We start from the raw sequence: 12401 nt of genomic DNA, 5'->3' as shown, positions 1-12401 counted from the left end.
CGCATGAAGGTTCTCAATCTGCGTTGCCCTCTGAACCATGTGTTCGAAGGCTGGTTTGCTTCTGATGCAGAGTTTGAGCAGCAACAACAGGGTGGCTGGCTCAGCTGCCCAATGTGCGGCTCTGCCGAGATCGTCAAAGGCCTGAGTGCCCCACGTTTGGCGCGCAAATCCAACACTGTCTCTGCTCCCGCCCAGCCTACCGCTGGCATTTCTCGTGAGGGGGCTTCGGGTGATGCCGCTGCACCGGTGGCCGATCTTCAAGCCCTGCAGCAGGCATGGCTGGAGGTCTCCCGCCACATTGTGGCCCACACCGAAGACGTAGGATCCGATTTTGCCGGGCTGGCTCGCCAGATGCACGAGGGCGAAACGGAAGCCCGAGCCATTCGCGGTACGGCGACTGCAGACGAGCGGCGCTCACTGGCGGATGACGGCATCGAGATTCTGCCATTGCTGCTGCCTGAGGCTGCAAAACACAGTCTGCAGTAGCCGCCCTCGTTTTACCAAGCCAGCCTCGCCAAAAACAGCCGGTATACACTGGCTGTTTGCATTTTGTGCTTCCCATTTCATAGCATTTGAGGAAGAGTGCCTCCGGGGGCATGCGCCGTACAGCTGCCTTGTATGTCACCCCGATGACTATAAAAAAATGAGCAGCTGGCGCCCACGGGAAAACGCTTACGCATGCGTACTTACAGGCTTTCCCCACTATGACTTGTTGATAGTTTTTCCTAACATGGGCATTGTCGAAGCGGCGTGTCCTTTACGTGCAAGGATGCGCCGAACTTTTTTAAGCGAAGTGGTGCAGTGCCAATGAGTGATGTCATTCTTCAAACCCAGGATCTCACCAAGGAGTTCCGTGGATTTACAGCGGTCAGCAACGTGAATTTGTCCGTTCAGCGGGGATCCATCCACGCGTTGATCGGGCCCAATGGCGCGGGCAAGACCACCTGCTTCAACCTGCTGACCAAATTTCTGACCCCTACCAAGGGCGTCATTCATTTCAATGGTGTCGATATCACCAAGGAAGAGCCTGCGCAGATTGCACGGCGCGGGGTGATTCGCTCGTTCCAGATATCGGCGGTCTTTCCGCACCTGACCTTGATGGAAAACGTGCGGATCGCGCTGCAGCGCCAGTTGGGTACCTCTTTTCATTTCTGGAGCAGCGAGCGCACGCTCGACAGCCTCAACGGCCGTGCCGTCGAACTGCTGGACGAGGTGGGTCTGGCACACATGGCCAATGAGGTGACCCTGAACCTGCCCTATGGCCAGAAGCGGGCATTGGAGATTGCCACTACCTTGGCCATGGAGCCCGAGCTGATGCTGCTCGACGAACCAACGCAGGGCATGGGCCACGAGGACGTGGATCGCGTCACGCAGCTGATCAAAAAGGTATCGGCAGGCCGCACCATCCTGATGGTGGAGCACAACATGAAGGTGATCTCTACCATTGCGGATCGCATTACCGTACTGCAGCGCGGCGCGATTTTGGCCGAGGGCGATTACCAGACGGTGTCTCAGAATCCGCAGGTGATGGAAGCATACATGGGCACGACGGACGGCCAGCTGCAGGGAGCGCACTGAGATGAACGACAAGAATATGACGCCTGCATTGGAGATTTCCGACCTGCAGGCCTGGTACGGGGAATCGCATGTGCTGCACGGCGTGAACATGCGCGTGATGCCTGGCGAGGTGGTGACATTGCTGGGGCGCAATGGGGCAGGGCGTACCTCCACCATGCGCGCCATCATGGGCCTGACGGGGGCTCGCAAGGGCTCGATCAAGGTCAATGGCGTTGAAACCATCGACATGCCGACCCACAGGATTGCCCACCTGGGCCTGGGTTACTGCCCGGAAGAGCGCGGCATTTTCGCCAGCCTGTCGTGTGAAGAAAACCTGATGCTGCCACCCGATCTGAAAACGGGAACGCCGGGCATGTCGGTCGCCGAAATCTACGAGATGTTCCCCAACCTGGCCGAGCGCAAGCATAGCCAGGGCACCCGTCTGTCGGGTGGTGAGCAGCAGATGCTGGCTGTGGCTCGAATTTTGCGCACGGGCGCCAAGCTGCTGCTGCTTGATGAAATCTCCGAAGGGCTCGCACCCGTGATCGTGCAGGCGCTGGCTCGCATGATCGTCAGCTTGCGCGCCAAGGGCTACACGGTGGTGATGGTGGAGCAGAACTTCCGTTTTGCAGCACCTCTGGCGGACCGCCTCTATGTCATGGAACACGGCCAGATCGTCGAGCAGTTTGGTGCCGATGAGCTGGAGGCAAAGATGCCACTGCTCAACACCTTGTTGGGGGTTTGACAAAAATAATAGCTGGCAGCGCGTGATTTGATTAGGTTTGGGGCAGAAGACTATGGATGCCCGCACTCACTAGGCGCTGGCCGCTCTCTTTTTCAAGGCTGGCAGAAAGCAGGACAACAACTGCTGGCCGATCAGGAATGTTTTTACAGGAGACAGATATGAAAGCGAAGCTCAAAACCATTGCACAGGTCACTTGCTTGATGGCCCTTGCTGCCGGCGCGGCCCAGGCGCAGGAAAAGGTCAAGATCGGCTTCATCACGGACATGTCCAGTCTGTACGCAGACGTTGAGGGCAAGAACGGCGCGGTAGCCATCCAGATGGCCATTGACGATTTTGGCGGCAAGGTGCTGGGGCAGCCGGTTGAACTGGTGTCGGCCGATCACCAGAACAAGGCGGACATCGCCGCATCCAAGGCGCGCGAGTGGGTGGATACCCAGGGCGTTACCATGCTGTTTGGTGGCACCAACTCTGGTACCGCGCTGGCAATGGCCAAGATTGCACAGGAGAAGAAGCGCGTCTTCATCGTCAACGGTGCTGGCGCAACGGCTCTGACCAATGAGCAGTGCAGCCCTTACACCGTGCACTACGCCTATGACACCATGGCGCTGGCCAAGGGCACCGGCAGTGCCGTGGTCGAGCGCGGTGGCAAGAGCTGGTTCTTCCTGACCGCTGACTATGCCTTCGGCCATTCGCTGGAGAACGATACCGCAGCCGTCGTCAAGGCCAGCGGTGGCTCGGTGGTGGGTACGGTCAAGCACCCGCTCAATGCCTCTGACTTCTCCTCGTTCCTGCTGCAGGCACAGAACTCCAAGGCCCAGGTGCTGGGTCTGGCCAATGCAGGTGGAGATTTCATCAACAGCGTCAAGGCTGCCAAGGAATTCGGCATCAACAAGACCATGAAGACCGCTGGTCTGCTGGTATTCCTGACCGACATCCACAGCCTGGGTCTGAAGAACACCGAAGGCCTGTTGCATACCGTCAGCTGGTACTGGGACATGAACGACGAATCGCGCAAGTTCGCCGAGAAGTTCTTCGCCAAGACCAAGCGCATGCCTACAGACATCCAGGCTGCAGATTACTCTGCCACGATGAATTACCTCAAGGCCGTCGAAGCCGTGAAGACGGTGGACGCCGACAAGGTGATGGCGCATCTCAAGAGCACGCCTCTGAGCGATTTCTACGGCAAGGGCGTGCTCCGCCCCGATGGCCGCTACGCCCACGACATGTACCTGGTGGAGGTCAAGAAGCAGGCCGAATCCAAGAAGCCTTGGGATTACCTGAAGGTGCTGCAGACCTTGCCAGCGGACAAGGTGTGGACCACCAAGGCCGAATCCAAGTGCGCTCTCTGGAAATAAGCTGAATTCCGGCGCGTGTTCATCCACTGATTCGTGAGCCCCTCATGGAAATTTTTGGTGTTTCAGTTCCGGCCTTGATGAGCCAGCTTCTGCTGGGTCTCGTCAATGGGTCGTTCTATGCCATCCTCAGTCTGGGGTTGGCAGTTATCTTCGGCTTGCTCAATGTGATCAATTTCGCACATGGAGCACTGTTCATGCTGGGGGCCATGTTCACGTGGATGGCCGCATCGTACTTCCAGGTCAATTACTGGGTGATGCTGCTGCTCTCGCCCCTTCTGGTGGGGGTGATCGGCGTGGTTATCGAGCGCTTCCTGCTTCGCCACATCTACAAGCTCGACCACCTCTATGGCCTGCTGCTGACCCTGGGCCTGTCGCTGCTGATCGAGGGCGTGTTCCGCTCGATCTATGGCGTCTCGGGCTTGGGTTATGACACGCCTGAATTGCTCGAAGGTGCAACCAATGTCGGCGTCATGATGCTGCCCAATTACCGCATGTGGGTGGTGGTGGCCTCCCTGGTGGTGTGCTTTGCAACCTGGTTCGTCATTGAAAAGACGCGCCTGGGCGCCTACCTGCGCGCCGGCACGGAGAACCCGCGCCTCGTCGAAGCCTTCGGCGTGAACGTGCCGTTGATGATCACGCTGACCTATGCATTCGGCGTGGGTCTGGCCGCCTTCGCCGGTGTGCTGGCGGCACCTGTCTACCAGGTCACGCCTCTCATGGGGCAGAACCTGATCATCACCGTGTTTGCGGTGGTGGTGATTGGTGGCATGGGCTCGATCATGGGGGCCATCGTCACTGGCCTGGGCCTGGGTGTGATTGAAGGCCTCACCAAAGTGTTTTATCCGGAAGCCTCGTCCACCGTGGTATTCGTGATCATGGTGATTGTGTTGCTGGTGCGCCCAGCGGGCCTGTTTGGCAAAGCGAAGTGAGGGCTAGGGGATGAATTCCAAGAAATTTGCCAAATGGGGATACGGTTTGCTGCTGCTGGGGCTGATTGCGGCCCCGTTGATGGGCGCCTATCCGGTGTTTGTCATGAAGCTGATGTGCTTTGCGCTGTTTGCCTGCGCCTTCAACCTGTTGCTGGGCTATACCGGGCTGCTGTCGTTCGGCCACGCTGCATTCTTTGGTGGCGCCGCCTATATCACGGGCCATACCATCAAGACATGGCATCTGACGCCTGAACTCGGCATTCTGTTTGGGGTGGCATTTGGTGCGTTGCTGGGGCTGGTGTTTGGCTGGCTGGCCATTCGCCGCCAGGGCATCTATTTTTCGATGATCACCCTGGCGCTGGCCCAGATGCTGTTCTTTGCCTGCCTGCAGATGCCGTTTACCGGCGGCGAAGATGGCCTGCAGGCCGTGCCGCGCGGCAAGCTGTTTGGCGTGCTGAGCCTGGAGAGCGACCTCGCAATGTACTACGTGGCTCTCGTCATCGTCGTGCTGGCTTTCCTGCTGATCATGCGTACCGTGCATTCACCGTTTGGCCAGGTGCTCAAGGCCCTGAAGGAAAACGAGCCTCGCGCCATCTCGCTAGGCTACGATGTCAATCGCTTCAAGCTGCTGGCGTTTGTCATCTCGGCAGCGCTGGCAGGGCTGGCTGGTTCGCTCAAGACGGTCGTGCTGGGCTTTGCCACGCTGACGGACGTGCACTGGACCGCTTCGGGCCAGGTCATTCTGATGACGCTGGTGGGCGGCCTGGGTCTGCTGTCCGGGCCTATCGTGGGTTCTGCGGTGATCGTGGCCCTGGAAAACAAGATCGGCGATATCGGCAGCGCGCTGTCGCGCTGGACGGGTGTGGAGTGGTTCAACACCCTGGGTGAATCCGTGACCATTGTCACCGGCCTCATCTTTGTGATCTGCGTGCTGGCTTTCCGCCGCGGCATCATGGGCGAGTTGATCGCCTTCGTGGACCGCCGCAAGAAATAGCACTTTTTGCGCAGCGTCGCTCCGCTGTGGAACCAATGGACAAAGGCCCGCATATGCGGGCCTTTGGTTTGGGTGCGGGTGGATTACTTCCAGAGCTTGCAGGTGGATTCTGCCTTGGTGGTCCACACCTCATCGGGGCTGAGTGTCTTGAGAACCTTGAAATAATCCCAGGCGCCTTTCGATTCCGCAGGGGCCTTCACCTGCATCAGGTACATCTCGTGGGCGTAGCGGCCATCGGGGCGGATGGTGCCCTTGGCATAGAAATCAGACAAGGGCTCCGCCTTGAGTGCAGCCATCACCTTGTCTGAATCGGTGGATTTGATTCTGTCCGCAGTCTTGAGGTAAGTCATCATGGCCGAGTAATCTGCCGCCTGCAGCGAGGTGGGCATCTTCTTGAATTTCTCGAAGAAGCGGTCCGAGAACTTGCGGCTTTCCGGGTTCAGATCCCAGTGCCAGCTGTCGGTGAACATCAGCCCTTCCGTCTGTTTGAGACCGAGGCTGTGGATGTCCGAGCTGAAGAGCAGCAGGCCAGCCAGCTTCATGGTTTTGGTCACGCCAAACTCTCGCGCTGCCTTGATGGTGTTGATGGTGTCACCGCCTGCGTTGGCCATGGCAAGGATCTGTGCCTTGGAGTTCTGGGCCTGCAGCAGAAAGGACGAAAAATCCGATGCATTGATGGGGTGCCTGACCGAGCCAACCACGCGGCCTCCTGCCGCCTTGATCACCTTGGTGGTATCGGCTTCCAGGGCATGGCCGAAGGCGTAATCTGCGGTCAGGAAGAACCAGTCCTTGTCGCCCAGGCCCACAATGGCGCCGCCGGTGCCCTTTGCCAGCGCCACCGTGTCATAGGCGTAGTGCACGGTGTAAGGGCTGCACTGGTCATTGGTGAGGGCCGATGTGCCCGAGCCGTTCACAATGATGAGGCGCTTCTTTTCCTCGGCCACCTTGGCCATGGCGAGGCCGGTGCTGGATGTGGTGCCGCCTACCAGCATCTGCATGTCACGCTGGTCAAACCATTCGCGCGCCTTGGAAGCGGCCAGGTCCGCCTTGTTCTGATGGTCGGCAACCATCAGCTCCACCGGCTTGCCAAGCACCTTGCCGCCATAGTCATCAATCGCCATCTGCAAGGCCAGGGCACCGCCCTTGCCGTCCACGTCTGCATAGACGCTGGACATGTCGGTGATGAAACCAATCCGCACCTTGTCCTGCGCCAGGACACCCTGGGCCACCAAGGTAAGAACACAGCCAGCAGCCGCTGCAGCTATTGCGCGCCTGCGGTGTGGGAGCGCGCGGTGCGAGGGCAGGCGTGGCATTGCAGGAACATTCATAGGAGTACTCCTTGTTCAAAAAAAGACATGCGTACGGCGCGGCGGCCAAGTGCGGGGCACGCATGGGCTGCTGCGCCTCGATGGTTGCAGGCGGAATGGGCAGCGCCTACTGGGGTAAGCACCAAAACAGGGCAAACGATGCATGGGCGGGGGCGGTGCACGCATTGAGGCGGGAGGGCTGGCGCAGTAAGGCTTGAACCGGCTATACTGCACGCAGCTCCGGGGTGTGCGAAAGCGCTGAGATGCGAAAGGCAGTTGCAAGACTGTTGACTAGCGAACCCGACGAACTTGATCCGGTTCATGCCGGCGGAAGAAGAGCGGGACCCTGACGCAGGGCCCTTGGACCAGAGGATGCGGGGCATCCATCCACGGGCACAGCACACCCCAGGCGCCTCGCGCACTGGGGTTTTGTCTTTTTTGGGCGAGTCTTCGGGGCGCAACGGCCTTGGCTGGAGTCGGCAGATTCCAGAGGGAGCCTCAGCATTGGCCAGCCAGTGCAAAGGGCTCCTCCAGTGCAGAATGGTTTTGGCACCAGTCCATCACCACCAGATCAGAGCGGGGCCGGCACTCCACGGAGCGTTTGATGAACTTCATACGCTTTTTGGAGACTGCAATGAACGCCCCCGATTCGATCTTCACCCCCGCCGCAGGCAATGCCCCTGATGCAGCCCGCTTTGCCCAGTTGCTGGCCCAATCCCGTCAGCCTTTTCCGGCATCCACCAAGAGCTATTTGAGTGGCGCCATCCACCCGGAGCTGCGCGTGCCCGTGCGCGACATTGCGCTCACCAATGGCGAGCAGGTCAGCGTGTATGACACTTCGGGGCCGTACACCGATCCCTCGGCGGTGATCGATGTGCGCAGCGGCCTGCCCAGCGTGCGTGGCAACTGGATCGAAGTGCGTGGCGACAGCGAATACTACGCCGGCCGCTTGCGCGTTGCGCTGGACGATGGCGGCAAGCGCGGTGAGGAAGATGCACGCGTGGCCCAGCTGCGCGCCGAGGCTGCCGCGCTGCAGCGCCAGCCACGCCGGGCCAAGAGCGGTGGCAATGTCACCCAGATGCACTATGCGCGCAAGGGCATCATCACGCCCGAGATGGAATATGTAGCGCTGCGCGAGAATGGCCGCCGCGAATGGATGGCCGAGTACCAGCAAGATGCGGCGCGCGAAGCGCGCCTGGCTGGCAACAGTCTGGGCGCAGCGATTCCGAAGATCATCACGCCCGAGTTCGTGCGCGACGAGGTGGCGCGCGGCCGTGCCATCATTCCGGCCAACATCAACCACCCCGAGATCGAGCCCATGGCTATCGGGCGCAATTTCAAGGTCAAGATCAACGCCAACATTGGCAACTCGGCTGTCACCTCCAGCATCGAGGAAGAGGTCGAAAAGCTGGTCTGGGCGATCCGCTGGGGCGCGGACAATGTGATGGATCTGTCCACCGGCAAGAACATCCACACTACGCGCGACTGGATCATCCGCAATTCGCCCGTGCCCATTGGCACCGTGCCCATCTACCAGGCGCTGGAGAAGGTAGGCGGCATTGCCGAGGACCTGACATGGGAAATCTTCCGCGACACGCTGGTCGAGCAGGCCGAGCAAGGCGTGGACTACTTCACCATCCACGCAGGCGTGCGCCTCGCATACATCCACCTCACGGCCCAGCGCCGCACCGGCATCGTCTCGCGCGGCGGCTCCATCATGGCCAAGTGGTGCATGGCACACCACCGCGAGAGCTTCCTCTACGAGCACTTCGAGGATATCTGCGACATCATGAAGCAGTACGACGTGAGCTTCTCGTTGGGCGATGGCCTGCGCCCGGGCTGCGCGTCCGATGCGAATGACGAAGCCCAGTTTGCCGAGCTCAAGACGCTGGGCGAGCTGACCCAGATCGCATGGAAACACGATGTGCAGACCATGATCGAAGGCCCGGGCCACGTGCCCATGCACATGATCCAGGCCAACATGACCGAGCAGCTCAAGCACTGCCACGAAGCGCCTTTCTACACCCTGGGGCCGCTGACCATCGACATCGCCCCCGGCTACGACCACATCGCCAGCGCGATCGGCGCAGCCATGATCGGCTGGTTCGGCACCGCCATGCTGTGCTATGTGACGCCCAAGGAACACCTGGGCCTGCCCGATCGTGACGACGTCAAGCAAGGCATCATCGCCTACAAGATCGCAGCGCACGCGGCCGATGTGGCCAAGGGCCACCCGGGCGCACGCTCGCGCGACGATGCGCTCTCTCAGGCGCGCTTCGACTTCCGCTGGGAAGACCAGTTCAATCTGGGCCTGGATCCCGACACGGCGCGTGCGTTCCATGATGAGACGCTGCCCAAGGACAGCGCCAAGGTGGCGCACTTCTGCAGCATGTGCGGGCCCAAGTTCTGCTCGATGAAGATCACCCAGGAAGTGCGCGATTTTGCCAAGTCGCAAGGCGTGGCAGCGGAGCAGGGCATTTCGGTGGGCATGCAGGCCAAGGCGGAAGAGTTCAACCGCACGGGCGGCGAGTTCTACATTCCGATCGCATCGGATACGACAGCGCGTTGAACCGTGTGAGGTAGAGCCGAAAATAGCGGCCAGCGCCAATCCGTCAAGCGCTGGCTGCTATTTATTGGGTAGCAACTACCTGAAGATGCCGTTAACTTAACTTCAGTCTGCCAGCTCGTGCAGTACCTGCGTGTACAACTCCAGATCGCTGGCCGAAAAGCAGCAGAACACCACCGATTGCACGCCGGGCGCGTTGCCTGCACATGCCTTGACGGTTGCCACAGCAATGCGCGCCGCCAATGTAATGGGGTAGCCATAGATGCCGGTGCTGATGCTGGGGAAGGCGATGGTTTGGGCGCCCACGCTTTCGGCCAGGGCCAGCGAGTGCCGGTAGCATGCCGCAAGCAGCGACGCTTCATCGTTTTCGCCATTGCGCCACACAGGCCCTACGGTGTGGATGATGTGCCTGGCGGGCAGCCGGTAGCCACCCGTGATCTTTGCATCTCCCGTCTTGCAGCCGCCCAGCAATCGGCATTCGTGCAGCAGCTCGGGCCCAGCGGCCCGGTGGATGGCGCCATCGACCCCACCGCCGCCCAATAGCGACGAGTTGGCGGCATTGACGATGGCATCCACCTGCAAGGTTGTGATGTCGGCTTGGATGGCAGTGGTGAGCATGGCAGGAGTCCGGCAATGAGGGCCTCTACAAAGGCGGTTTGCAGAGGGGCCCCGGGGTTTCATCGTAGCGTGTCCTCCAGGGGGGAGTCACCTGTGTCTTGCCACGAAAGTGTCAGGCTCATTTGCTGCACTGCACTAAACTTGCCTTCAGTGACGGCCTATCGCCTGTGATTTCCATCGAAGAAAGACCCAGCCATGAATGTCTCCCAAGCCATGAAAGAGCGCCGCTCGGTGCGCGCGTTTTTATCCAAGGCCCCTACGGCAGACCAGGTGCACAGCCTGATGAGCGATGCGGCGCAAGCAGCATCCGGAGGCAATCTGCAGCCCTGGCGTGTGGTGGCGCTGGCAGGCGCGGCCTTGACGCAGCTCACGGATGCCATTGCTGCGGCGCAGCCCGATGAGGAGCAGGTCAGCAACCTGTCGTATCCGCCCAATCTGTGGGAGCCATACCGCAGCCGACGTTTCAAGAACGGTGAGGATCTGTACAAAACCATTGCCATCCCGCGCGAGAACAAGGCGGCACGCCTGGAGCAACTGGCCAAGAATGGCCAGTTCTTTGGGGCACCGGTGGGTATTTTGGTGTTTGCGGATGAGCGCATGGGTTACGCGCAGTGGGTGGATCTGGGCATCTACCTGCAATCGCTCATGCTGCTGGCCACCGAGCGGGGCATGGCCACCTGTGCCCAAGGCTTCTGGCGTCGCTATGGCAACACGGTGGAGCGCGTGCTCAAGGCCCCCGAGCCTTACCGTGTAGCCTATGGTGTGGCGCTGGGCTATGAAGACACGCAGGCACCGATCAATACCTTACGCGCCGACCGGGCGCCATTTGCCGAGTGGGCGCAGATGCGTGGTTTTGAGTGAGTACTTTTTGATGAAGGTAGCAGCTGGCGCTTGTCCGTAGCACGCAAGTGCTTTCATTTCATAGCAAAAAGCCGCAAGGGTCTCTTGCGGCTTTTGTGTTCTATTTTTGTTCTTTTGTGCTGCTTGGGCTTGCGATTTGGGCGGGCTTACTTCCAGATGGGGCAGTTGGCCTCTTCCTTGCTAGCAAACAGCGTGTCGCCAGGCAGTTCCTTGATCAGCTTGAACGAGTCGTGCTTGGCCTTGGATTCCTCGGGCGTTTTCACCTGCAGCAAGTACATGTCGTGCACATAGCGGCCATTGGGCTGGATCTTGCCCTTGCCGAACATGTCGTTCAGCTCCATTGACTTGAGCGTGGCCATCACCTTGTCGGCATCCAGGGTCTGGGCCTTTTCCACGGCCTTGAAATAGCTCATGGCCGATGAATAATCAGACGCATGCAGCGAAGTGGGCATCTTGCCGGTCTTTGCATAGAAGCGGTCAGTCCATTTGCGCGCTTCGGGGGTGCGGTCCCAGAACCAGCTGTCGGTGAACATCAGGCCGCCAGCAAGCTTGAGCCCCAGGCTTTCCACCTCGTTGGCGAACACCATCAGTGCCACAGGCTTCATCTTGGGGGTGACGCCAAATTCGCGCGCGGCCTTGAGCGAGTTCATGAAATCGCCACCTGCATTGGCGAGCCCAAGAATCTGCGCCTTGCTCGCCTGCACCTGCATCAGGTAGGACGAAAAGTCGTTGGCGTGAAAGGGCGCGCGCACCGATTTGAGCACCTGCCCGCCATTGGCGGTGATGACCTTGGTGATGTCGTTCTCCAGCGTGTGGCCGAAGGTGTAGTCGGACACCAGCAGAGCCCAGTTCTTGCCACCTTGCTCTGCCACGGCCTTGCCCGTGCCGCGTGCAATGGCTGTGGTGTCTGAGTTGTAGTGCACCCAGTATGGCGAGCAGTTGGCGCCGGTGATGCCCGAGGAATATGCGCCATTGATGAGCAGCACGCGCTTTTTCTCATTGGCCACCTGGCCCATGGCAAGAGCCGTGGCGGTGTTGGTGCCGGCAATCAGCAACTGAACGCCCTGCGTGTCCACCCATTCGCGCGATTTGGTGGATGCGATATCAGCTTTGTTCTGGTGATCGGCAGAGATCAGCTCGATCGGCTTGCCCAACAGCTTGCCTCCAAAGTCGTCAATAGCCATCTGAATGGCTGCAGCGCCGCCCTTGCCATCGCCATCGGCGTACTGGCTCGACATGTCGGTCAGAAATCCCAGGCGAACCTTGTCCTGAGCGTGGGCCGTGGCAGCCAGCAGGCTGCAGGCCAACGCACAGGCCGTCATGGCGGGGTGCAGGGCAAGGGACGAAGGCTTGAACATGGACGAATTCCTTTGTGATCGATTGGAATGGATAGGTGTCTGCATGCATGCTAGAAGCATTGTTTCTGGCGCGTGATAGTGAAAACCGTTGCATCGCCGTCTTCCTGTCGC

At 59.9% G+C, this 12401-nt stretch carries 11 protein-coding genes and 1 riboswitch; of the genes, 8 read left to right on the top strand and 3 right to left on the bottom strand.

The window, feature by feature from the left end:
* Nucleotides 1-3: 3 nt before the first annotated feature.
* The 6 genes from HNP33_RS04700 to HNP33_RS04675 all read left to right on the top strand — a co-directional run bounded on the left by HNP33_RS04700 (nucleotide 4) and on the right by HNP33_RS04675 (nucleotide 5580).
* Entirely contained in the window at nucleotides 4-486 is a 483-nt protein-coding gene (locus HNP33_RS04700; RefSeq protein ID WP_184705818.1) for a DUF1178 family protein, read from the top strand.
* A gap of 321 nt (nucleotides 487-807) precedes the next feature.
* Nucleotides 808-1578, top strand: coding sequence for an ABC transporter ATP-binding protein (locus HNP33_RS04695; protein WP_184705816.1), 771 nt, complete (start codon nucleotides 808-810; stop codon nucleotides 1576-1578).
* 16 nt (nucleotides 1579-1594) lie between these two features.
* Entirely contained in the window at nucleotides 1595-2302 is a 708-nt protein-coding gene (locus tag HNP33_RS04690) for an ABC transporter ATP-binding protein (RefSeq protein ID WP_184706076.1), read from the top strand.
* Between the two features lie 158 nt (nucleotides 2303-2460).
* Complete coding sequence (locus tag HNP33_RS04685; RefSeq protein WP_184705814.1) at nucleotides 2461-3657, top strand: ABC transporter substrate-binding protein; 1197 nt, start codon at nucleotides 2461-2463, stop codon at nucleotides 3655-3657.
* 44 nt (nucleotides 3658-3701) lie between these two features.
* Nucleotides 3702-4586 carry a branched-chain amino acid ABC transporter permease gene (locus tag HNP33_RS04680; RefSeq protein ID WP_184705812.1) on the top strand — a complete coding sequence of 295 codons (885 nt, stop codon included), beginning with the start codon at nucleotides 3702-3704 and terminating at the stop codon, nucleotides 4584-4586.
* A gap of 10 nt (nucleotides 4587-4596) precedes the next feature.
* On the top strand, nucleotides 4597-5580 hold the full coding sequence (locus HNP33_RS04675) for a branched-chain amino acid ABC transporter permease (RefSeq protein WP_184705810.1): 984 nt from the start codon (nucleotides 4597-4599) through the stop codon (nucleotides 5578-5580).
* Nucleotides 5581-5663: 83 nt separating this feature from the next.
* Here the strand turns inward: HNP33_RS04675 and HNP33_RS04670 are convergent, their stop codons facing one another.
* Nucleotides 5664-6893: an ABC transporter substrate-binding protein gene (locus tag HNP33_RS04670; protein ID WP_184706074.1), complete on the bottom strand. Its 1230-nt coding sequence runs from the start codon at nucleotides 6891-6893 to the stop codon at nucleotides 5664-5666.
* 225 nt (nucleotides 6894-7118) lie between these two features.
* Nucleotides 7119-7240: riboswitch (TPP riboswitch) on the top strand.
* Nucleotides 7241-7521: 281 nt separating this feature from the next.
* On the opposite strand from HNP33_RS04670, the gene thiC reads away from it, so the two are divergent.
* Entirely contained in the window at nucleotides 7522-9456 is a 1935-nt protein-coding gene (gene thiC / locus HNP33_RS04665) for a phosphomethylpyrimidine synthase ThiC (RefSeq protein WP_184705808.1), read from the top strand.
* A 102-nt stretch (nucleotides 9457-9558) separates the two neighbouring features.
* Here the strand turns inward: thiC and HNP33_RS04660 are convergent, their stop codons facing one another.
* Entirely contained in the window at nucleotides 9559-10071 is a 513-nt protein-coding gene (locus HNP33_RS04660; RefSeq protein ID WP_184705806.1) for an O-acetyl-ADP-ribose deacetylase, read from the bottom strand.
* Nucleotides 10072-10266: 195 nt separating this feature from the next.
* On the opposite strand from HNP33_RS04660, the gene HNP33_RS04655 reads away from it, so the two are divergent.
* Nucleotides 10267-10932: a nitroreductase gene (locus tag HNP33_RS04655; protein WP_184705804.1), complete on the top strand. Its 666-nt coding sequence runs from the start codon at nucleotides 10267-10269 to the stop codon at nucleotides 10930-10932.
* Between the two features lie 146 nt (nucleotides 10933-11078).
* Here HNP33_RS04655 and HNP33_RS04650 read toward each other — a convergent pair whose 3' ends face one another.
* A complete protein-coding gene (locus HNP33_RS04650) occupies nucleotides 11079-12290 on the bottom strand; it encodes an ABC transporter substrate-binding protein (protein WP_184705802.1) in 1212 nt (403 codons plus the stop codon).
* Nucleotides 12291-12401: the final 111 nt, after the last annotated feature.

This window comes from Comamonas odontotermitis (genome assembly GCF_014207855.1).
Classification (GTDB): domain Bacteria; phylum Pseudomonadota; class Gammaproteobacteria; order Burkholderiales; family Burkholderiaceae_C; genus Comamonas; species Comamonas odontotermitis_A.
The sequence above is the reverse complement of the archived record's forward strand: the minus strand, read 5'-3'. Positions and strand labels throughout refer to the sequence as shown.

Bases quoted from the DNA above. Each gene is read 5' to 3' on its own strand.
- HNP33_RS04700 (WP_184705818.1), top strand. From the start codon at position 4: ATGAAGGTTCTCAATCTGCGTTGCCCTCTGAACCATGTGTTCGAAGGC.
- HNP33_RS04695 (WP_184705816.1), top strand. From the start codon at position 808: ATGAGTGATGTCATTCTTCAAACCCAGGATCTCACCAAGGAGTTCCGT.
- HNP33_RS04690 (WP_184706076.1), top strand. From the start codon at position 1,595: ATGACGCCTGCATTGGAGATTTCCGACCTGCAGGCCTGGTACGGGGAA.
- HNP33_RS04685 (WP_184705814.1), top strand. From the start codon at position 2,461: ATGAAAGCGAAGCTCAAAACCATTGCACAGGTCACTTGCTTGATGGCC.
- HNP33_RS04680 (WP_184705812.1), top strand. From the start codon at position 3,702: ATGGAAATTTTTGGTGTTTCAGTTCCGGCCTTGATGAGCCAGCTTCTG.
- HNP33_RS04675 (WP_184705810.1), top strand. From the start codon at position 4,597: ATGAATTCCAAGAAATTTGCCAAATGGGGATACGGTTTGCTGCTGCTG.
- HNP33_RS04670 (WP_184706074.1), bottom strand. From the start codon at position 6,893: ATGCCACGCCTGCCCTCGCACCGCGCGCTCCCACACCGCAGGCGCGCA.
- thiC (WP_184705808.1), top strand. From the start codon at position 7,522: ATGAACGCCCCCGATTCGATCTTCACCCCCGCCGCAGGCAATGCCCCT.
- HNP33_RS04660 (WP_184705806.1), bottom strand. From the start codon at position 10,071: ATGCTCACCACTGCCATCCAAGCCGACATCACAACCTTGCAGGTGGAT.
- HNP33_RS04655 (WP_184705804.1), top strand. From the start codon at position 10,267: ATGAATGTCTCCCAAGCCATGAAAGAGCGCCGCTCGGTGCGCGCGTTT.
- HNP33_RS04650 (WP_184705802.1), bottom strand. From the start codon at position 12,290: ATGTTCAAGCCTTCGTCCCTTGCCCTGCACCCCGCCATGACGGCCTGT.